The sequence below is a fragment of the Ralstonia sp. AU12-08 genome, from assembly GCF_000442475.1.
Classification (GTDB): Bacteria; Pseudomonadota; Gammaproteobacteria; order Burkholderiales; family Burkholderiaceae; genus Ralstonia; species Ralstonia insidiosa.
On record NZ_ASZV01000009.1, the window covers coordinates 38,874 to 59,394 of the forward strand.

Annotated in this window: 22 protein-coding genes and 1 pseudogene; 7 read left to right on the plus strand and 16 right to left on the minus strand. The window is 61.8% G+C overall.

What is annotated here, in order from left to right; all coding sequences use genetic code 11:
• Window positions 1-550: 550 nt before the first annotated feature.
• The 7 genes from C404_RS36840 to C404_RS36870 form a co-directional block, all read right to left on the minus strand.
• Window positions 551-1,681, minus strand: a complete 1,131-nt coding sequence (locus tag C404_RS36840; RefSeq protein ID WP_021193773.1) for a porin — start codon at window positions 1,679-1,681, stop codon at window positions 551-553.
• 69 nt (window positions 1,682-1,750) lie between these two features.
• Window positions 1,751-3,181, minus strand: a complete 1,431-nt coding sequence (locus C404_RS36845; RefSeq protein WP_031329009.1) for an MmgE/PrpD family protein — start codon at window positions 3,179-3,181, stop codon at window positions 1,751-1,753.
• Window positions 3,182-3,198: 17 nt separating this feature from the next.
• Window positions 3,199-3,765: a YbhB/YbcL family Raf kinase inhibitor-like protein gene (locus C404_RS36850; RefSeq protein WP_021193775.1), complete on the minus strand. Its 567-nt coding sequence runs from the start codon at window positions 3,763-3,765 to the stop codon at window positions 3,199-3,201.
• Window positions 3,759-4,400 (minus strand): 3-isopropylmalate dehydratase small subunit, encoded by a 642-nt coding sequence (gene leuD / locus C404_RS36855; RefSeq protein ID WP_021193776.1) that lies wholly within the window; start codon window positions 4,398-4,400, stop codon window positions 3,759-3,761. The genes C404_RS36850 and leuD overlap by 7 nt, the downstream gene beginning before the upstream one ends.
• 2 nt (window positions 4,401-4,402) lie before the next feature.
• Window positions 4,403-5,800 carry a 3-isopropylmalate dehydratase large subunit gene (leuC, locus tag C404_RS36860; RefSeq protein WP_021193777.1) on the minus strand — a complete coding sequence of 466 codons (1,398 nt, stop codon included), beginning with the start codon at window positions 5,798-5,800 and terminating at the stop codon, window positions 4,403-4,405.
• A 3-nt stretch (window positions 5,801-5,803) separates the two neighbouring features.
• Window positions 5,804-6,673 carry an isocitrate lyase/PEP mutase family protein gene (locus C404_RS36865; protein WP_021193778.1) on the minus strand — a complete coding sequence of 290 codons (870 nt, stop codon included), beginning with the start codon at window positions 6,671-6,673 and terminating at the stop codon, window positions 5,804-5,806.
• Window positions 6,674-6,743: 70 nt separating this feature from the next.
• Window positions 6,744-8,174 (minus strand): MFS transporter, encoded by a 1,431-nt coding sequence (locus C404_RS36870; protein WP_021193779.1) that lies wholly within the window; start codon window positions 8,172-8,174, stop codon window positions 6,744-6,746.
• A 203-nt stretch (window positions 8,175-8,377) separates the two neighbouring features.
• On the opposite strand from C404_RS36870, the gene C404_RS36875 reads away from it, so the two are divergent.
• On the plus strand, window positions 8,378-9,112 hold the full coding sequence (locus C404_RS36875) for a GntR family transcriptional regulator (RefSeq protein ID WP_021193780.1): 735 nt from the start codon (window positions 8,378-8,380) through the stop codon (window positions 9,110-9,112).
• A 121-nt stretch (window positions 9,113-9,233) separates the two neighbouring features.
• Here C404_RS36875 and C404_RS36880 read toward each other — a convergent pair whose 3' ends face one another.
• The 3 genes from C404_RS36880 to C404_RS36890 are packed head-to-tail and all read right to left on the minus strand — an operon-like array spanning window position 9,234 to window position 12,505.
• Window positions 9,234-10,856 carry a DHA2 family efflux MFS transporter permease subunit gene (locus tag C404_RS36880; RefSeq protein ID WP_021193781.1) on the minus strand — a complete coding sequence of 541 codons (1,623 nt, stop codon included), beginning with the start codon at window positions 10,854-10,856 and terminating at the stop codon, window positions 9,234-9,236.
• Complete coding sequence (locus tag C404_RS36885) at window positions 10,853-11,959, minus strand: HlyD family secretion protein (protein ID WP_021193782.1); 1,107 nt, start codon at window positions 11,957-11,959, stop codon at window positions 10,853-10,855. The genes C404_RS36880 and C404_RS36885 overlap by 4 nt, the downstream gene beginning before the upstream one ends.
• 15 nt (window positions 11,960-11,974) lie before the next feature.
• Complete coding sequence (locus tag C404_RS36890; RefSeq protein WP_031329012.1) at window positions 11,975-12,505, minus strand: winged helix-turn-helix transcriptional regulator; 531 nt, start codon at window positions 12,503-12,505, stop codon at window positions 11,975-11,977.
• 113 nt (window positions 12,506-12,618) lie between these two features.
• Between C404_RS36890 and C404_RS36895 the strand changes: the two genes are divergently transcribed.
• The 5 genes from C404_RS36895 (at window position 12,619) to C404_RS60600 (ending at window position 17,595) form a co-directional block, all read left to right on the plus strand.
• Window positions 12,619-14,094 (plus strand): efflux transporter outer membrane subunit, encoded by a 1,476-nt coding sequence (locus C404_RS36895; protein ID WP_021193784.1) that lies wholly within the window; start codon window positions 12,619-12,621, stop codon window positions 14,092-14,094.
• 61 nt (window positions 14,095-14,155) lie between these two features.
• Complete coding sequence (locus C404_RS0129695; RefSeq protein ID WP_021193785.1) at window positions 14,156-14,668, plus strand: winged helix DNA-binding protein; 513 nt, start codon at window positions 14,156-14,158, stop codon at window positions 14,666-14,668.
• 81 nt (window positions 14,669-14,749) lie between these two features.
• Complete coding sequence (locus tag C404_RS36900; RefSeq protein ID WP_021193786.1) at window positions 14,750-15,934, plus strand: thiolase family protein; 1,185 nt, start codon at window positions 14,750-14,752, stop codon at window positions 15,932-15,934.
• 60 nt (window positions 15,935-15,994) lie between these two features.
• The gene (locus C404_RS36905) at window positions 15,995-16,528 is read left to right on the plus strand and encodes a winged helix-turn-helix transcriptional regulator (protein WP_031329014.1); all 534 of its coding nucleotides are present in this window, start codon (window positions 15,995-15,997) and stop codon (window positions 16,526-16,528) included.
• Window positions 16,529-17,376: 848 nt separating this feature from the next.
• Window positions 17,377-17,595, plus strand: coding sequence for a hypothetical protein (locus C404_RS60600; protein ID WP_235180619.1), 219 nt, complete (start codon window positions 17,377-17,379; stop codon window positions 17,593-17,595).
• Between the two features lie 20 nt (window positions 17,596-17,615).
• Here the strand turns inward: C404_RS60600 and C404_RS36915 are convergent, their stop codons facing one another.
• The 3 genes from C404_RS36915 to C404_RS36925 all read right to left on the minus strand — a co-directional run bounded on the left by C404_RS36915 (window position 17,616) and on the right by C404_RS36925 (window position 18,760).
• On the minus strand, window positions 17,616-17,867 hold the full coding sequence (locus C404_RS36915; protein ID WP_031329016.1) for a GlsB/YeaQ/YmgE family stress response membrane protein: 252 nt from the start codon (window positions 17,865-17,867) through the stop codon (window positions 17,616-17,618).
• 283 nt (window positions 17,868-18,150) lie between these two features.
• Window positions 18,151-18,330 carry a hypothetical protein gene (locus C404_RS36920; RefSeq protein WP_021193790.1) on the minus strand — a complete coding sequence of 60 codons (180 nt, stop codon included), beginning with the start codon at window positions 18,328-18,330 and terminating at the stop codon, window positions 18,151-18,153.
• A 34-nt stretch (window positions 18,331-18,364) separates the two neighbouring features.
• Window positions 18,365-18,760 (minus strand): DUF3597 domain-containing protein, encoded by a 396-nt coding sequence (locus tag C404_RS36925; RefSeq protein WP_021193791.1) that lies wholly within the window; start codon window positions 18,758-18,760, stop codon window positions 18,365-18,367.
• A 98-nt stretch (window positions 18,761-18,858) separates the two neighbouring features.
• Between C404_RS36925 and C404_RS59900 the strand changes: the two genes are divergently transcribed.
• Complete coding sequence (locus tag C404_RS59900; protein WP_152524421.1) at window positions 18,859-19,107, plus strand: hypothetical protein; 249 nt, start codon at window positions 18,859-18,861, stop codon at window positions 19,105-19,107.
• Between the two features lie 6 nt (window positions 19,108-19,113).
• Here C404_RS59900 and C404_RS59140 read toward each other — a convergent pair.
• The 3 genes and pseudogenes from C404_RS59140 to C404_RS60955 all read right to left on the minus strand — a co-directional run.
• Window positions 19,114-19,434 (minus strand): annotated as a pseudogene (locus tag C404_RS59140) (hypothetical protein); the annotation flags it as partial.
• Between the two features lie 130 nt (window positions 19,435-19,564).
• Window positions 19,565-19,810 (minus strand): hypothetical protein, encoded by a 246-nt coding sequence (locus tag C404_RS36930; protein ID WP_021193793.1) that lies wholly within the window; start codon window positions 19,808-19,810, stop codon window positions 19,565-19,567.
• 201 nt (window positions 19,811-20,011) lie between these two features.
• Window positions 20,012-20,224, minus strand: a complete 213-nt coding sequence (locus C404_RS60955) for an NlpC/P60 family protein (protein WP_442792368.1) — start codon at window positions 20,222-20,224, stop codon at window positions 20,012-20,014.
• Between the last annotated feature and the right edge of the window lie 297 nt (window positions 20,225-20,521).

Consider the following 20,521-nt stretch of genomic DNA (forward strand, 5'->3'; position numbering starts at 1 on the left):
TGAATCTTCTGCGATTGCCCTGCGCAGTGGAGCAGGCGTGGTTCTATGGAACCGGTCGGCGCGCGTTCTTAATGAATGCACCAACGCATGGGGCCAGCTGAAACAGGACAGCGACGTCGGCGTCGCAACAACGACGTTCCCGGTAGGGTGGCTACCTGTTCTAGGTTACCGTGCCAACAATCGCCAAAACGTTCTCTGTTGCAGATTTTCTGACGCAAAACCAATACGCGTGAAACATGTGCATCGGTCATGAGGCGCTTATGGATCCTTTCGAGAGCTTGCGGTTCTTTCGTATGATCGTCGAGGTCAGAAGCTTCAGTTGGGCGGGGCACATGTTGGGGGGATTGCCGGCCGCCCTTGATCCAGTTGAGCCGTCCTGCCGCGCGGAGCAGGGCCTGGCGTTCGAGATGCAGCGGCTTTGCGGCAAGAGGCCACAAGCACCGCTGCCCTGGCTGGTGGCCTTCGTCTGCAGAATTGGCTGGCGTACGCGCGCTTTACGGTGTTCGGGTGCCACGTAGCGCACCTCGACAGACTTTCGTTGACGCGGTCCTCAGAACTTGTGGCGCATGCCGACAGCCACACCCACCATGCTGGTCTGGCCAGCACCCGGGTAGTAGCCGTTGACGAAGCCCACCGCTGAAGTATCGAAATTCAACCCGGCATTTCTGACATAGGCGGTCGTCAGGTAGACATCGGTGCGCTTCGAGAGGTTGTAGTCAGCGATGAAACTGATTTGCCAAGGGTTGGATTGACTCAATGGTTTTCCGGCCTTCGTCAGTTGCAGGCTCTTGACCTGGTCGTAGTCGTACTCCACCGTGAGCATGAGCGCAGACGTCACCTGGTAGTTGATGCCGGCCCACCACAAATCGTCCCGAATGAGCGTGGCGCTATTGGAGAAATCGGTCCGTCCCCAGCGGTACCCGGCAATCAACTTGGCTGGACCCACGAGGTAGCTCGCAGCGGCAGCAAGCTTCTTCGAGCTGCCGTAGCCGGTGTCCCCGAACGGTGCGAGCGATGGGTTGTAGGCGTCGTAGGCCAGCGCAGCACCGAACGCATTGCCTGCGTAATTCAGCCCCGCACCGTAACCGCTGTCGCGCTTGAACTGCCCTGGCACCTCACCCGCACCAAAGACGCCGTTGCCGAAAGACCAGTGGGCAATCGCGGTGACGCTACCAAACGTGCCGGTGTACTTGGCTGTGTTGTCTGACCGGAAGTTCAGCCCAGTCATGGCCACGACGGGCTCGTACTGGGTGGCATAGGCGGTTGGCGAAAAGTTGGCCAGCGTATCGAAGATCGCGGTGTACTGCCGACCGAAGGTGAACTTGCCGAACCCGGTGTCCAGGCCGACAAACGCTTGCCGGCCGAAGAGCCGACCGCCCTGCTGGAGCTTGCCGTCATCGACGCCGAAACCACTCTCCAGCACAAAGAGGGCTTTGTTTCCGCCGCTGAGATCGTCTTCTCCGCGCAACCCCCAGCGCGATCCGGAGAGCGCACCCGAACTCAACGCCACTCGGCTGGCAGCTGGCCCAGGATACCCCGCGCTCCCCGGTGCAATTGACGACATCTTGTTGACATACTCAATGTTGGTGTCGAGCACGCCGTAGAGCGTGACACTGGATTGCGCGAGCGCGGCACCTGCGCAGGTCGCCAGCGACACGGCGGCGATGGTTTTCAATTTCATGCTGTGTTGTCTCCTCGTTTTTTTAGGTGGCCGTTCTAAAGCAACTACTGGGTTTGCCTTCCGGTGACATCAAGAAAATGCCGATGCCACTGGCCCGGCCAGGAGCTCACTGAGCGTGGCGGAGTCCTCAAGGCTCTCCAGCTCCAGCAGACAAGTCTCGATGGCGCGCTGACGCGGTGCTGGCAGCAGGCCGTCCGTGAGCCGGCGGTATTTCGTTACCACCTGGTCACGGCGCATTGGCTGCAACGCAGACTTCGGTGCCGGTTGCTCGGCCTGCAGCGCGGTGCCGTCACGCAGATGGATACGCAGGCGGGTTCGGCCGCGACCCAGCGGGCCGGCGCTGTCGAACGCGCTGTCGTGGTGGGCGCGAATCCGTGGAATGAGCGCCCAGACATCGTCACGATCAATGCGCTCCGGAGCGAACTGCCGGACCATGGCTTCGCCATCGAGGAGGGCAACCGCAAGCGCATAGGCAATGTTCATCTGCGCCGCAATGGGCGTAATCGGCCGCTCGAGCTCCCACCAGCCGTGGTGATAGACGGCGTGAGACAGATCGACATCGATGCTGTCGATCTGATCGGGACGTAGCTGATGCTTGGCGATGAGATCAAACAGCGCATCGAGCCCCGAGTGCAATCCGCCCATGGCAGCGTGGGCCTTGAGCACGATGGTCGGCGTTTCCCAGTGTTCGCCAAGACCATGGGCGATCTGCGTGGCATCGGGCGCGTGCCCCTCACCAAAGGTTGAGAGGAAGCCGCCGTAATCACGCTCGAACACGCGCTGGATGCCGGTGTACCCGCTCGCCGCCAGGTGCGCTGCGTAGAGCCCGTTGCGTGCGGCAAAGCCGTGGTGCATGCGCTTGGACATCGCTTCGTATTGCGCCGCCATCAACCCCGCGGACTGCGTTGCGGCCAGTCCAAGCGCATCCTCAAATGCTGCGGCGTCCAGTTGGAGCAACACGCCGCTGGCGGCCGCGGACGCATGCGTGCCAAAGACAGCCCCCGAATGCCAGCCGCGCGAAAGCATCTGGCCGCCATGCAGCGCCAGGCCCACACGTGGCCCCACCTCGAATCCGGCAATCGCGGCGGCCAGCAGGCGCTCACCACTCACACCGCCCAGCTTTTCCGCCGTGGCCAGCAACGAGGGCAACACCAGGGATGCGCTGTGCAACGGTGCGAGCGGGTGGAAGTCATCCAGCTCGAAACCCTGGATGAAGGTGCCATTCAGCAACGCTGCGACAGGCGCCGTGGTCTTGCGGCCCCAGCCGATGACATTGCATGGCCCTTCGGCTTCCAGCCCAAGGACGGACTCGACGGCAATGCGCGACCACGGCAACTGTGCGCCGACCAGCGCGCAGCCGACGCCGTCCAGCAGCAGCAACCGTGCACGTTCGAGCACGGCCTCGGGCACCGTGCTCAGTGTGAAGTTGGCCAGCCATGTGGCGAGTTGCCCGGTCGGCCCTGTCGGGTCGCTGGCTTGGCGTGGAGCATGTTCGTTCATCTTGTTTTCCATGTGGTTCAAAACCGTTCGAAGACACCATTCAGGCGGCCTCGTGCCAGCACCGCCCCATCCAGGCGGTCGAGCACGTCCCGCAGCCGCGGCGGCTCGGAAAACAGCAGTGCTCGGTTCAGGGCCAGCAGTTGAAAGCTGTATCGATGTGGGCCGTGTCCGGGCAGGGCTCGCGGGCCCGCGTAGATCGCCTTGCCAAAGCTGTTGCGCCCCAGCGATGCGTAGGTGTTCGTTGCGGCATTCAGTGCGCTCTCAGGCAGCCCAACCGATGTCGGCCGGATGCCAGTGGCGACCAGGTGCACAAACGGCCGGGGCAGAGGCGCGTCGGCATCCTCGACGATCAGGATCAGTTCCTGGGTGCCGGGCGGGACGTTGTGCCATGAAAGGCCGGGCGATCGGTTTGCACCCACACCGTGGCCGGCATGCGCGATGGGAATCGACTGTCCTTCGCTGAAGCTCTCGCTGCGCAACTCCAGCAGCGCTGGTGCCGATGAGACGGCTGGGTGATACCAGGCCAGGCGGTCTTCACCGGCCCGCCGCCCTTTGAGCAAACGCCCCAAGACGCGGCCTAGCATGACTTGCCTCGCCCGTCGAACTGGACTCCCGAGAGATTCCACACCCACGGCCGACGCTCCCGATCTGCTGCCTGCCATGCGCGAATCAAGTCGTCTTCCAGCAGGGTGCCGCCCACTTCGTCCAGCCCTTGCAGGAGCATGTCTCTGCGCAACGCGTCGATCGCGAAGGTCCAGCTCCGGCCGTCGACCTCGATGACCTGGCGTTCAAGGTCGACTGTGAATGATTTGGCTTGACGCGCAAGCGTTGTCAGCTCGTTGACTTGTGCTTCGTCCAGCGTGAGCGGCAGGACGCCGTTCTGAAAGCAGTTGTTGTAGAAGATGCTCCCGAAGCTCGGGGCGATCACGCAGCGATACCCCATGGAGAGCAGGGCCCAGACGGCGCTTTCGCGCGAGGAGCCGCAACCGAAATTGGCGCCGCTGACAAGAATGGACGCGCCGTTGAATTCGGGTCGCGCCGGAAGAAACTCCGGATCAGGGGTGCCGTCGGCGAGGTACCGGATTGCCTCAAAGGCATACTGGCCCAGCTCGTTTTGGGGCACCGTGGTCAACCGTTCGATGCGGATGATGACGTCGGTGTCCAGGTTGGCGCGTGGCAACGGCGCCGCCAAACCGACGAGCGTTTTGAAGGGTTGCATGGTCAGAGGCTCCGGATATCGATCAGGGTGCCGGCGATGGCAGCGGCGGCGGCCATCGCAGGGCTTGCCAGGTGGGTGCGCGCGCCCGGCCCTTGGCGGCCAACGAAATTGCGGTTGGACGTAGAGACGGCTCGGGCACCGGGTGGAACGCGTTCGCCATTGGCGGCAACGCACATGCTGCAGCCCGGTTCACGCCATTCGAACCCGGCGTTCTTGAACACCACGTCGAGCCCTTCGGCCTCGGCAGCGCGTTTGACCAGCTCTGAGCCCGGGACCACCCAGGCCGTCACGCCGGGCGCCACCTTCTTGCCCCGGACCACACTGGCCGCATCACGCAGATCCGATAGGCGCGAATTGGCGCAGGACCCGATGAAGACCCAATCCACTGGCGTGCCCGCCAATGGCTGGCCTGCGTCCAACCCCATGTACTCCAGCGCAGTGCGCCACGCTTCTGCGCGCGCTGCGTCCCCAGCCGTTTCCGGGTCTGGGATGCGGGCATCGATCGACATGGCTTGATCTGGGCTTGTGCCCCACGTCACGGTTGGAGGCACCTCCTTTGCATCGCACTGCACTTCGCAATCGAACACGGCATCGGCATCGCTGGACAACGCGCGCCAGTCCTCCACGGCACGCTCGAACAACTCGCCTTGCGGTGCGAAGGGCCGATCGCGCAAGTAGGCGAACGTCGTGTCGTCCGGCGCGATCTGCGCGTATTTGGCACCCAGCTCGACGGCCAGATTGCACAGCGTCAGACGGCCTTCGATAGACATGTCCTCAATGGTCTGCCCCGCGAACTCCACGGCATACCCGACGCCCGCCGACGCGCCGAGCTTGGCGATCAGGTGCAGCGCGAGGTCCTTGGGTGTCACGCCCACCGGCAATTGGCCATCAACGCGCACGCGCATGCGTAGCGGCTTCTGCTGGCGCAACGTCTGGGTAGCGAGCACGTGCACGATCTCGGACGAGCCGATACCGAATGCCAGCGCACCCAGGCCGCCGTTGGTGCAGGTATGGCTATCACCGCACACCAGCGTGGTGCCGGGCAGGGCGATCCCCAGTTCGGGCGCCATGACGTGAACGATGCCCTGGCCGGGCTGCCCCAGATCGAACAAGCGGATGTGTCCGTTCTGGCTTCCCTGCTTCAGGCCGGCCCAGAGCATGCCGCCGAGGGGGTAGGTCTTCTCGGTGCGGCCCGGCGCGCTGGAGACCACGTGGTCCGGCGTTGCAAAGCACAGCTCCGGGCTATGCGGCGGCAGCGTTCGCTTGGCCAGCTCGCCGAGTGCGGGTGCCCCCGAAAGATCGTGCAGCAGGTGCCGATCGATATGCAGCAGAGCCCATCCGTCGCCCAGGTCCTTGATGACATGGGCATCCCATACTTTGTCGAAAAGCGTACGTCCCATGGCTCACCCTTGATGGTTTTGTTGGAAGCGTTGCCGCAGTGCGCTCCATTCGTCCGAGCCAAAGCGGCGGAAGAACTCAGCGACGCTCGCGTCGATCTTGAGCGGTGGCATCTGGCCGCTTTGGCGGACATCTCGCAGAACGGCATCACCCGCTTCCATGGTTGCCTTCAACAGCAGGCCAGGAAGGATGACCATGCGGTAGCCCAAGTCCTGCGCCTGGGCAAACGGCAGCAGCGGCGTGCGCCCCGCGGGCACCAGGTTGAGCAGGCAGGGACCCTTCACCTCGCGCGGAATGACCGCGACTTCCTCCAGCGTGCGAGGCGCTTCGACAAACGCCATATCCGCGCCCGCTTCAATGGCCAGATTGGCGCGCTCGATGGCCTCGTCGAGGCTGACGACGGCGCGTGCGTCGGTGCGGGCGATGATCGTGAAATCCGGATTGCGCCGCGCGGCGACAGCCGCCCGGATCTTGGCGATGTATTCATCGCGCTCGACGATCTCCTTGCCATCCAGATGGCCGCAGCGCTTGGAGAAAACCTGGTCTTCCAGATGGATGGCTGCAACGTTGCGCGCTTCGAACTCACGTACGGTGCGCGTGACATTCAGTTCATTGCCGTAGCCGGTGTCCGCATCGGCGATAAGGGGAATGTCTACCGAGCGCGCGATCACGGCGGCGTTGTCGACCATCTCACTCATGCCGAGCAGGCCGAAGTCGGGGAACCCGCGCGCTGCGGCGGTACCGGCGCCGGTCATGTAGACGGCAGCGAATCCTGCCTGCTGGATCAGGCGTGCGGTCAGTCCATCGTAAGCTCCTGGGGCGACCACGATTTCTGGCCGAGCGAGCAGTTGGCGTAATTGGGTTGCAGCGTTCATGGATAACTCCTGGCGTGGTTCTTGGAAGGCGGGCACTGGAAGTCCGCGCAGATGGTCGGGCCGGGTCGCATTACCGGCTGATGTCTTCGAGCGAGCGTCCTGCGGTACGGGGGCCGAGCAAGCCAATGCTCAAGGCGACGATCAGCATGCAGCCGACGATCAGTCCGACCGCACCGGGCACTCCGGCGTACTTCAGACAAGCGGCGATGAGGAACCCGCTCAACGCGCCAGAGACACGGCTGATCGAGTAGACAAAGCCGATCGCCATTGCCCGGCTGCGTGTCGGGTACAACTCGGCCTGGTACGCATGGAAACCCAGCGAGATCAAGGTTCCGCAGAGCGTCAGCAAAGCACCCGTGATGAGAATGGCGAGTCCGCTGTCGAGATTGATGAACATCACGCCGGCAACGGACATCACCAACGCTGCGGCCACAATCAGCCACTTGCGCTCGACACGGTCGGCAAAGCTCACCGCCAGCAGCGGGCCGAGCGGCGCCACAAACGAGACCATCAGCCCGTATTCCAGACTCGATGACAGCCCCACGCCGCGGTGCACCAGGAAGGTCGGCATCCAGTTTGAGAAGCCATAGAGGCCAATCGCCTGGGCGGCGTGGAAGATGACCAGCATCACGGTTCTGCGTCGGTACGGTGTTTGCCAGATCTCGCGGAAGGAGGCTCGCTCGCCCACCGCAACCGCACGCGGTGGCTGAGGAATCGGCAGGGAGCGGCCGCTCTGTTCAAGCGCTTTTGCCTCCATGCGTTCCACCACGGCGGTTGCTTGCTCCAATTGGCCATGGCTGGCCAACCAGCGCGGGCTTTCCGGCAGCCCCAGCCGCAGCAGCCAAACCAGCAATGCTCCGGCGCCGCCAAGCAGGATCACAACGCGCCAGCCTTCCAGGCCAAGTAGGTTGCGCGGCACGAGCAGCCATGCGACCAGTGCAACGGAAGGCACCGCGAGATAGGAGATCACCGTGCTCACCGCAAATGCCCGGCCGCGGATGCGCGCGGGCACCAGCTCACTCAGGTAGGCATCGATCGTGACGAGTTCGACGCCAAGGCCAATGCCGGTCATCAGCCGCCAGAAGTTGAGCCCCACCGCTTCGTGCTGGAACGCCATGCACACGGCCGACACCGAGTACCAGAGCAGCGCGACCGTGAACACGGAACGTCGCCCAAGCCGGTCAGCGACGGAGCCGAAGGCCAGCACGCCGATCAACAAGCCAAGAAATGTCGCCGCGATATAGCTCGCTGCGCCGTTGAAGGCAAAGAACCCCTCGGTGGTGGCGCTCAGCACGCCGCTCTTGATGATCCCTGGCAGCACATAGGCCGTGGAGAAGAGTTCGTAGAACTCAAAGTAGGCACCCAACGACAACAACAACACCAAGCTCCAGATGCTGCGCGTCGCCGGAAGGCGGTCGATGCGTGCGGCCAACTCGCCGGCAGTGAGGCGGGCGCTGGAGACCTGCGTCTCCCGCATTGCCGACAGCGTCTGATGGGTCATGGTGTCTCCGTGTATCGATGTGGCTATCCGGGTTGGGCCGTCACCACAGTTTATGTTGTCATGTCATTATGATGTGATACACATAACACCGCAAGGGAAAGTTCGGCTAAGCTCCGGCCGTCAAGGGAGATGCGCTAAAGATGACCTCAAATGTGAATTCAACTGCACTGAAACGTAGCCCGGGCACGTCTTTGCATCGCCAGATGTTCACCGTGCTGCGTGATCAGATCGTCCGCGGTCAGTACCGCTCGGGAACGATGCTTCCGAAGGAAGAAGAGCTGTGCGCGCTGTTTGACGTATCGCGCATCACAGTGCGGCGCGCGTTGGCCGATCTGGAAGCCGAAGGGCTGGTGGAAAAGCGGCAGGGGAAAGGCACGTTCGTCCGGCTTGAGCTACCCGCAATGCGCCCGATGGCAACGCTGGGGTTCATCGAATCGCTGCGACAGATTTCTGGCGATACCCAGGTGGAAGTGCTCAGCCTGGAGCACCCCGTGGCCGGTGGCGACATCGCGCAACTTCTGAACGTCGATGACGATTCGCGCCTGTTGCATGTCACGCGTTTGCGGCGAAAGGCTGCGGTGCCCGTGATGATCACGGAGGCCTGGGTGCCGGAGGCCTATATAGGCGAAGTCAATCAGGCTGACCTGGAAGCGCAACCGCTCTTTGAGTTGCTGATGCAGCGCGGTGTTCGGTTCGACCGCGTGGTGCAGGAATACACAGCCATCGCCGCGTCGCCGCTACAGGCCCGATTGCTCCAGGTGCCGCCGGGGCAGCCGCTCATGCGCATCAACCGATTGATCTATGACGAGCAGAAGCGGCCCGTTCAGTACCTGGCCGTCGTGATGTCGCCGGAGCGCAGCCGAATCCTCATGGATTTCGAGATCGGCGCTATGAATACGCTCGCGGCCGGAACCATCGTGCATGACGTAGCCACGTGATGACGCACCATTGCCCCATGTTCGGGCTTCGACCACCCGGACAAACACGTTCGTTGCGGCAAGGCGGTCCATGTTATGTGACTCCAATGCCTGGTCGTGCGAGAACAGGCATCGTCCAGCTTCAGTGAGCGTCGGCCGAAGGTGCGGCGGGCGGCACTACCTTGCGCATCAGCAATACCATCGGGGTGGCAATGGCGAAGCAGACGAGTATCACAAGGAATGCGTCGGAGAAGGTCAGCGTGTGTGCCTCTCTCATGACCAATGCCGACAATTGCTTGAGGGCTGCGGCGTCGGCGCCACTCATGTCATTGCCAAGCGCGACCGCGTTGGCGCTGATTGTCTGCAGCAGCGAAGCCATCGACTCGTTGCGAATATTCAGGTGCTCGGCCAGGCGCAGGAAGTGCAGGTTGGTGCGGTCATTGAGGATCGTGGCGCAAGCCGCGATACCGATGGCGCCACCGAGGTTGCGCATCAGATTGAACAGCCCTGAGGCGAGCTTCAATTTGGCGGGCGGCAAGCTGCCCAATGTGAGCGTGACGGTCGGGGCGACGGCGAATTGCTGCGCCATGCCGCGCAACGCTTGAGGCAGCATGAGCTCAGCGGCCCCCCAGTCATGCGTGATTGGCGCGAAATTCCACATCGAAACGGCAAACAGGCTGAGCCCAATCATTAGCAGCCAACGCAAATCCACGCGGTTTGCCAGGAACGCATAGAGCGGAATGGATGCCACCTGGAACAGGCCCGTCGAAAAGATCGCAAGCCCGATTTGCAAGGCGCTCAAGCCGCGCACCTGGCCCAGAAAGAGGGGCGTCAGGTAGATCGTTGCAAAGATGCCGATGCCGGTAACGAAGGAGAAGAAGCATCCCAGGGCGAAATTGCGGTCTTTGAGCGCGTGTAGATCGACGACCGGATTGGCATAGGTGAGCGATCGCCAGAGGAAAGCGATCCCTGCGAGGCCTGAAATCCATGCCGTCGCCAGGATGGTGTCGTCGCCGAACCAATCCCAGCGCGGGCCTTCTTCCAGCGTGTACTCCAGGCAGCCGAGAAATAGCGCCATGAGCACCATGCCCACATAGTCAGCGCCACGCAGCAGGGACCAGTCGGGTTTATCCACCTTCACCAGCATCGGCACCGCGATCGTGATGAAGATTCCAGGCACAAGGTTGATGAAGAACAACCAGTGCCACGAGAAGTTGTCGGTGATCCAGCCGCCGATGGTGGGGCCAAGGGTCGGAGCGAGGGAGGCGAGTCCGCCGATGATTGCCGCAGCCAATACACGCTGGCGCCCTGCGAAAAAGGCGAACGCCGTGGTGAACACCATCGGGATCATGGAGCCGCCCAGAAAGCCCTGCGCGGCCCGGAACGCAATCATGCTCTGAATGTTCCACGCGATGCCGCAGAGCAGGCTCGTAGCCGTAAAGCCCGCCGCCGACACCGCAAACAGCCAGCGCGTTGACATGACCCGAGCCAGCCAGCCGGACAGCGGGATGACGATGATCTCTGCGATGAGATAGGCGGTCTGCACCCAAACCGTTTCGTCGGCCCCGGCAGAGAGGCCGCCGCCAATGTCACGCAGCGATGCCGAAACGATCTGTATGTCGAGCAGGGCAATGAACATCCCCACGCACATCGTCGCGAACGCGAAGACCTTGGTCGACATTGGCAATTCGCTGGGCAACACAAGGGCCGACGGGGGCGCACCCGTGGCGGTAGAGGCCGGGACGGTGGCTGCGGCGGCACTCATGATTTCACCTGTTCAACCGCATGCGTATCGATTTCAGCTTCTACGGACAGGCCAGGGCGAAGAACGCCGAGCTTGGCGTCTTCCGCGTCGAGGACGATGCGGACTGGCACGCGCTGAACAATCTTGGTGAAATTGCCGGTCGCGTTTTCCGGCGGCAGCACACTGAACTGCGCGCCAGTGGCGGGGGAAAGACTGTCAACGCGACCATGGAAGACCTTGCCCGGCAATACGTCGGCGACGATGGTGGCCCGCATCCCGGGCTTCATTTTTGCCAGTTGGCCTTCCTTGAAGTTCGCGTCGATCCAGAGGCCTTTGGAGGGCACGATCGACAGCAGTTGGCCGCCACCTGTGGCAAATGCGCCAACGCGTGCCCGCCGGTTCCCAATGGTGCCGTCAACCGGAGCCACGAGTTCCGTGTGGCCGAGGTTGATGCTGGCGAGGTCCCGCTCGGCAATGGCCTGGGCCAACGCGGCCCGGGCTTGCTGCTTTTGCGTGGCAATGACGTCCAGTTGGCGCTCGGCAGCCAGCACACCAGCCTTGGCCCTTTCACCATTGGCCACCGATTGCTTGTAGTCGGCATCGGCCTTCTGCGAACTCTGGATCGACACGGCCGATTTGGCGACCAGGTTGGCGTAACGCACTTGATCGTCGTGAGCTCGCACCGTATCTGCGTTGACCGCCGCTGCGGCAGCCTTGGCTTCCGCAATCGTTGCTAGCTGCAGACTCTGGCGCGCGTCCAGATTGGCGAGCAGTGCCTGCTGGGCCGCCACGGCCCCCTCTGCCTTCGCCAGTGCGGCGCGATAGTCGCGGTTGTCGATGCGTACCAACACATCGCCGGCATGGACTTGCTGGTTGTCGGTCACGGCAACCTCGGTGATATAGCCGGGTACTTTCGCGGCAATCAACGTCACGTCGCCGCCCACATAGGCGTCGTCAGTGCTCTGGACGAATCGCGCATCGGTCCACCAGTGATAGCCATAACCCAGAGCGACAAGCGCCGCTAGGGCAATGCCTCCGCGGATGAGCAGTGGTTTCCTGGCGCGCTTCGGTTTGACGGCCGGGGGCTCGGACGTGACGCGTTCGGCGGTTGCGGTGCTGGTCATGACATCTCTCCTGAGTCAAAGGTCTTCCGTCGCCGAAAGGGCGAGTTCGGTTGGGTGGGCATCTTCCGAATGCCGTTCAAGCTGAATGCGGAGTGCTTCGCTGGCGGCCGGTCCGGGTGCGAGACGGTGGTCGTCAATGGTGATGGGCTCGCGGGTGAGCGCATCGACGACGAGGGGCTGAACAACGCGTCCGGATGCGCGCTCCACGAGTTGGACCATCGCGCCCTCCGGCGAGAAATGCTGGTTGCCCCACGCAATCAGCATCAGCAGGACAGGCCGGAATTCACGACCGAGGTCGGTGAGGATGTATTCGGAGCGCGGAGGGTGATTGTTGTATTGGCGGCGGGCGAGCATGCCGTCGTGCACGAGCCTGTGCAAACGCTGAGCCAGCATGTTGGGCGCAATGCCCAGCCGCTTTTGGAAGTCGTCAAAGCGCGTTGTGCCGTAGAAGGCCTCTCTCAGGATCAGCACGGTCCAACTGTCACCAACGTGTCCCATGCCTCGTGCGATGGGGCAAAGCGTTCTTTTGTGTGATGTCCGGCGCATATATCGGTCCCAACCAAAAACAAGTTGCTATCACGATGAAAGTTAGTCTAGAGTAGTAACTATCATCATGCAAGCAAATAAGCGCGATGCCACTTTCATCGAAGGGACTCGTCATGGATCAGGAATCGTTTCCAACCTGGGGCACGCGCGTTATCGCTCGGCGTGCCGTTTCTTTCGCGGCGCTGGTGTTCATTGCGAGCGGTCTTGCCGCCTGCGCGGCGGGGCCGGATTACCGCAAGCCGGAGAGTGCAATGCCGGTTGCTTATCCGCATGCCGCGGCGCTGGAAACGTTGAACGCTTCGCGGCAACCGGTTTCGCTCGATACGTGGTGGGATGGCTTCAAGGATCCGGCGCTCACGAGGATCATCCAGCGTGCTCTGGATCAGAACCTTGACCTCGCCGCCTCGATTGCACGGGTCGACCAGGCACGCGCCGCCGCAGCGCACGCGGGGGCACAGTTGCTGCCCGAAGGCAGTGTGGGTGCCAACGTAAGCAAGCAGCGCCAGTCCACGCAAAGCGCGCTGGGCCGTCTTGCAAGCGCGCTACCGGGATACGACCGAGATAAGACGTCGTATTCGGTAGGGGGCAGTGCAAGTTGGGAGATCGACATTGCAGGCGGACTGAGGCGCGGTGCAGAAGCCGCCGATGCGGAACTGGAGGCGGCGGAAGCCGGCCACGTTGGCGTGCGGATCCTCGTTGCCGCCGAGGCTGCGGACGCCTATTTTCGTGTGCGTGGCGCTCAGGACCGGATCGCGATTGCACGCCAGCAGGAAACCACCAGCCGGCAACTTCTTGAATTGGTCCGTCTGCGCCTTGCAGATGGCATTGGCGCGGAACGTGAACGAGCGGAGGCGGAGGCCCAACTGGCCCAGACGCGCGTAACCATCCCGCCGCTCCAGATCGAATTGGAAACCCAACTCAACCGGCTCGACGTACTGATGGGGGCCCAGCCGGGGACGTACTCTGCGGAGCTCGATCAACCCGCCAATTCCATCGTTGTCCCGCAGATTGCTTTGGCGCAGGGGCCAGCCAATCTGCTGCAGCGTCGTCCAGACGTGATTGCCGCGGAGCGCAAGCTCGCCGCGTCTAACGCCAGAATCGGCGTCGCGACCGCTGAGTACTACCCGAAGTTGTCGCTCTCCGCGTTGCTCGGCTTCGAAAGTTTGTCCGCCGGCAAGCTGTTCACCGCACAGGCCTTCCAGCCGACAGGCGTGGCTGGCTTGCGTTGGAGGCTATTTGACTTCGGGCGTGTGGATGCCGAAGTGGCGCATGCCAGGGGCGCTTACGCAGAAGCGTTGGCCGACTATCGCAAGTCCATGCTGCGCGCTACCCAGGATGTCGAAGACGCGTTGATCTCACTCGCCCAGCTGGATGTACAAAGCCGCGAGCTCGCTACCGAGATCGACGCACATGCGCGTGCGCGGAACGCGTCTGAAGAGGCATACAAGGGCGGGGCGGTCAGCCTATATGAAGTGCTGGAACAGGATCGCCAGTTACTGGCTGCTCGCGATCAGCAAGCACGTGTGCGTACCGACAATGCCCGCGCCGCGGTGGCCGCCTTCCGTTCACTTGGTGGCGGATGGTCTTGATCCAGCAGGCCGCCGGTTGCGATGACTGTGCCGGCAAGGCGCTGCAAGCGCACTAGAGATCATGATGACGATCGAATCGACGACGTGGCGCGATCCGTCGGTGCAGACGGCACCTTCGCATGCAGACCGCGAGATATTGCTCTTAACGAATCGCTTGAAGAAAGCCTTGTGGCGCACGCTGGAGCTCGAACTGGAAAGAGAAAGCCTGAGCGTGCCGCAATGGCTGGTTCTGTCGGGACTGGCGCAGAACGAGGGTGGGACGTTGACCCATTTCTCGCGGTCGCTCGGTTATGACGCAGGTTCGCTGTCGCGTGTCATCCACCAACTCAGGCTTCGAAAGTTGGTCATGACCGACAGGGCTTCTCAAGACCGACGCAACGCGCTGCTGCAACTCAGCGATGCGGGCTTCGCGCTTTACCAAACGGTCGAATCCAGAACGGGTGGTCTGCCGCCGGTGCTGACCACGGCTTTGGGGCGCCGACGAATGATGGTCCTCGGAGGCTTGATGGAGCGGGCGATTGCCTTGCTGGAAGTCGATGCCATTCCATCGAAATCCGAGGTGCTTTCACCATGACCCGTTCATGTGCCGACGGTGGGGCGAACCTGGGTTCATCTAAACGCAATTCTTACGGCTTCAGCTAGGAGGACAGAAATCATGAACACGAGAGAAGTTGTGTTGTGCCATCCGGTCCGTACGGCCATCGGCGCATTCAATGGCGCACTGAAAGGCACGGCGGCAGTAGACCTGGGCGCTGTGGTGATCGCTGAATCGTTGCGGCGTTCAGGTGTTGATGCCGGCCTGATCGGCAGTGTCGTATTCGGTAACGTCATCCAAGCCGGCAACAAGATGAATCCGGCGCGCCAGGCGGCCATCGGAGCGGGCTTGCCGGTATCGGTACCCGCCATGACCGTCAATCGGGTGTGCGGATCCGGTGCCCAGGCCATCGCGACAGCCGCTGATGAAATCAGGCTCGGCTATTTTGACGCGGCCATCGCCGGGGGCATGGAGAACATGGACCGTGCGCCCTACCTGTTGCCATCCGGTCGTTGGGGCAATCGGATGGGGGATGCCGCACTCCACGACAGCGTGCTGCTGGACGGCTTGCTGGATGCATTCTCCGCAGAGCATTCCGGTTGGCATACGGAAGACCTGGTCACCCGCTACAAGCTGAGCCGAGAAGAGCAGGATCGTTGGGCGGAACGATCACAAAGCCGCTTTGCCCGCGCGCAGCAACAAGGTCGGTTTGTAGAGCAGATCGTTGAGGTGCCGGTGAAGGTGAAGAATGGTTCGGCTGCATTCAAGGTCGATGAGGCGAATCGGCCCGACACCACGCTTGAAGGGCTCGCTCGCTTGAAGCCGGCATTTCGCAAGGACGGCACCATCACCGCTGGCAATGCGCCGGGCATCAACAGTGGTGCGGCAGCCGTGCTGGTGGCAGAACGTGCATTTGCCGAGCGCCATGGCTTGGTACCGATGGCGCGGCTGACGGCTTATGGCGTGGGCGCCGTCGAGCCGGGCCTGTTTGGCCTGGGGCCCGTGCCCGCGGTACGCCAGGCATTGCAGCGTGCGCAGTGGACGCTGGGCGACGTCGAGCGCATCGAAATCAATGAGGCGTTCGCGGCCGTTCCGCTGGCGGTGGCTGCCGAACTCGGGTTGCCGCAGGACATCATCAATGTGGACGGCGGAGCCATCGCACATGGTCACCCCATCGGTGCGACCGGAGCCGTTCTGACAACGCGGCTTCTGTATTCGATGCGCGCAGACGGGATTCAACGCGGCATCGTGACCCTCTGCATTGGCGGTGGGCAAGGCATCGCGCTGGCGATTGAAACCCTTTGATGACTTGCGTTGCCGCTATTCGGCTAGCATAACAATAGTTACCTACCCAGAGAGTACGCCATGCAGAGAAAGACCTTCCGCGACATGCCATGCCCGATCGCACGCAGCCTGGAGCGGGTAGGCGAGTGGTGGAGCATTCTGATCCTGCGCGAAGCGTTTTATGGGGCGACGCGCTTCGATACGTTCCAGAAGAATCTGGATATCGCACCGAACATGCTGACACGTCGCCTCAATGGGCTGGTCGAAGAGGGGCTGCTGGAGCGTCGCCAGTATTCGGAGAAACCGCCGCGTTTCGAATACGTATTGACCGAATGCGGCCACGATTTCCAGCCTGTTCTGCTGTCCTTGCTGGCGTGGGGGAATAAGCATTTTGCGCCCGAAGGCATCAGTGCGCAGCTTGTGGACAGAGAAACACGAAAACGTGCGGAGCCTCTGCTTGTTGACGCCAAAAGTGGCAAGCCGCTGGACTTCGAGCGCTTTGTCATTGCCTCAGGCCCCGCTGCGCCCGAAGGCATGCGCCGCCGTCTGGCGGATGCTGCCGAGTATATGACGGCGGAGAGCGGCCACAAGGTGCAGGCGAGGGCCAAGCGTTGACGTGGTGTCAACGCACCACCGCCGTCTAGGCCGCGCACCTGCTTCCACGCGGGTGACGATTGTTCTTCATGCACGAGATTGACCGGGGCGATACCGCGCCGCTGGCGTTCTTTGCGCGTGGCATTGATCCGTAAAAATAAAGTCTGTCGGATATGGTGTTTCTAAATCATTGATTTTTAAAGAGTTGGCGTGCCCAAAAAAAAGGCGACAAGTCTGTCGGACCCCCTCAATTTGGCTCCGTGGCCCGTGCGAAATTTAGCAATAGTCTGTCGAGGCCAAGCATGACAAGCCTTTGCCGGGATCAAGAGTGCCGACCGGCCCGTACCAGCGATGAGGGGGCCCTTCGGGCCCGCCGGCAGCTTAGACGTTTCAGGCTGTACTGAGCTGTTCTTGCTGGGAGGCTCGAACGGTAGCTGCCACGAACACCGGCCATTGACCGGAGGTGCCCTCATCCAACCTCGCTTCCAAGACTGTGGTCGACGTGGACGGGGAAATGGTCAAGATCCTGACCTGAACCGGTCAAGGCTGTTGCCACACATCCATTCTGGCGCCCATTGACCAGCTGCCGGCCGGCTCGCACGACTTCTCGGGGGCATTGCCGGCCGCCTTCACGCGCAGGAGTAGACGAACATGCTTGTGTCAAAAATCGACGCCGCCCGACGGCAACTCATTACTGCCATTCGCCTATTCTTCGATGGCGGTGATCCCGTTTCCGTGTACTCGCTGGCATCGAACACATGGGAGGTCACTGACGTGCTCTGCACGAGCGTGGGCGTGGAAAGCTTCTCCAAGCGGGCCCGCGAAAACCTGCCAGTCGGACACACGCTGAAGTACTACATCAACGAGCCGTGTCGAAATTTCTTCAAGCAGGCCCCGAGCAAGACCCGAACCCTGATAGCTCTGTCGAACTGCGCGAGGCCAACGTTGTCGCCATCCTGTTTCTGGCCGTGGAGGACTACATACGATTTCGGCAGGGCGGTCCTGTAGGAGCGCAGGTCTTTCAGCTGTGGTTTAGCGCTGTCTTCCCGGAGAAGGTCACCGAAGATGGCCGAGCCCTGTTGTTGTGACTTGGCCAACCGTGGGTTCGTCACGCGCGCCTGATGAGCCGGATCACAAACAGCAGAATCACCGCGCCGATCAGCGCCGTGGCGATCGAACCGATCCAGCTTGGCCCGAGCGAGATATGCAGAACGCCCGAAAGCCAGCCGCCGATGAAAGCGCCGACAATGCCGACCACGATATCAACAAACAGGCCAAAACCGCCGCCGCTCATCAGTACACCCGCAAGCCAGCCAGCGATAGCACCAATCACAACCCAAGCAATCAATCCATGTGTCACGGTTTCATTCCTTCTTTCAAAATGGTTTTCGTTGGCTAGCTTCGCTGGACCGACCGACTGCGGCAAGCCGCCCCTGCCTTCGTGGTCGGATATCACCGAGCATCAAAAGCGTGCTCCGGCTCCACAACCGGCATGAAATCCGCCATTGCCGCCACTGCCCGCGCAGCCAAAGATGCCGCACCCCGCGAGAGAGGCTGCCGTAACCACCAGAACAAGCAATCGCACGACGGCTGTTTTCATGGCGCTTCCGATAAAAGCGGCTTCGCGTCTGCCGTTTTCGTTTTCAGTCCCATTCCTGGAGGCGCACATCGTGCTTCTGCTTGATGATCGATACCTGATGTTCGTGCTCAGCAATCACCTGCAAGGTAGCTTGCCTCATCAGCGAGTCCGGGGTCAGGGTCGAGGAGAACGCCTTCAGCTGATCAAGCGAAAGCGCGACGGGCCGCGAGAGATTGTCGATCATCAAAGTTCCGATTGCATGCCAGAGGAGGGCAATCTCACGCTGCCAGGTCTGACGGCAGTTTCCCGCCATTGGCAGCCAACGCCTTCATGAGTTCGGCGTGCAGCCACACGTTCATGGTCGCCGAATCCGACAGGTCGCCCTGGTAGCTCAGTTCTTGCGCAAGCCGCTTGCGATGCTCGAGGCTGCTGTCGACCCCGAGCGCCTTCATGGTGTCGACGATCGAGGTGCGCCAGTTCAAAGACTGGCAGCTTTCCTGGACAAGCTGGTCCATCACGGACTCTACGTCGACCTGAGCAAGAGGTGGCGGATTGTTTGCAGCGTCCGCGCCGGCTGCGCTCGCAGGATCCGGCACCGGCTCGGCAGCGGGTGGCGGTTGATCCGGTTTGGCTTTGCCGAAAATCTTGTTGACGATATCGCCAAAAATGCCCATGTCTGTGCTCCAACGTGTACTGTTCAGAAACGGCCGCCGATTCCAATGCCGCAGACCGGTAATCTTGGAGTGGACTGCGCCGAGCGGAGAAGGGGGCCTTGCGCTACTGCCCCGTTTCGTTCTTAGCGGTGCACGCGATGGTGATGATGGTGCGCGTGACGCTTGTGGTGCGGGTGATGGCCACCGGCGCCTTGAGCAAACGCACCGGCGGCGAACAGCGTGGCAATGACAGCAATCATCAGCTTCTTCATGACTGGGGCCTCAGCGGTAAAAATCGACAGCCAACGATTGGCCGCCTGAGTTGGATGAACGCTACGGCTCGCCGAGCGTTGATCTCAGGTGATTGAAAAAAATCAGTGGGTCACGCGGGTGATGCCACCGGAGGACAGCAGGCGCACACGCTCGCCTGGACGAAAAGCCTCGTCGGCGCACCGTCGTCCAGCTTGACGGTGATCTCTAGCCCTGGCTGTTTGTTCGCCTGGTTTTAAGCAACGCATGCCAACCATGCCGCCAGCAATCGCGCCCAGGGTGCCCGCTGCCAGCGAGCCATTGCTGCGCCCGATGGCCGCCGCCGAACCAATGCCCCCAATAGCGCTGCCTGCTAGCGAACCGACACCGGTTTGCTCGTGATCGATCACCACGTTGCGAACCGAATCGACGGTTCCCAAGCGCAGCGGTCAACAGGGCAGCGGCGCCAATGCGAAACATCATCGTCATATGTGGCCTTCGGAATCAGTGTGTTTGGCACATTGGAGCGCGCCGTGTCGAACACGGATGCGCAAGCTCAGTTGCGGATCGGGTTCCTCATTGCTTCGGTGCGTTGGACTCCGCCGCCTTCTTGTGGTGGTGATGGCGGTGATGCTTGTGCTTTGCGGGTGCGACCGCGTTGTCAGCATTTTGCGCGGGTGCCATGGCAGCATCCTGTTTCGGAGCCGGTGCAGGCTTGGCAGCTTGCGCCTGCGGTGCCGTCACTTGCGGCGCGGTGACTTGTGCGAAGGCTGCGATGGACGCCATGCTGGTGATGACAGCAGCGGCAATATTCTTCTTCATGCGATCTCTCCTTTGCTTACGTTGATTCGGTGCGGAGACGATGTCCCCACACGCCAACAACGGCCCTCTCGAATGCATCGTTGACGGTCTAGGCGGATGATTTTCAATTGTTTGCAGTTAGCCAGACTGCGCTGGCGCGCGTCGTCAAAATTTTTGTCAATTCGGTCGACGGCGTTCCGCCGCTCGCCGCTCGTGTTCTCATCAGTCTGGTATGAAACTGAGAAGCAAGCGCCTTGCGCCCCCGTAGTGAGACATCCAGTATGGAGGGCTCAGATTCACAATGCGCACGCGGCTCTCCGTGAACGGGGTGCGCACGAAATGACCACTGCCGAGATAGGTGCCGACGTGCGAGTACCTCGCCCCCGGGTGTTGAAGAACACCAGGGCCACCCAGTCGCGCCCCGTAGCGTTCGATAGGGTGTCCTTTCCTTGCAGGACTCGCTGCGGTGTTGTCTACTCTGGGCTATCGATTTAGCCAGAGCCGAGCGTAGACTGTGCGGATGCACGATCCATGCGCGAGTGTTCACATGCGCATGCCTACTGGCCGCATGGTGGACAACAAGCGTGATCTGTTGAATCGGCTTGGGCGGGCATTTGGCCCGCACACCTTCAAGGTGTGGCGAGATCAACCAGCGGCTGGCCGAGTAGGGAGGCGATGCGTAAGAGACAGACGAATTCTGACAAGACTCACGAGGAAACACGGCACGATGAC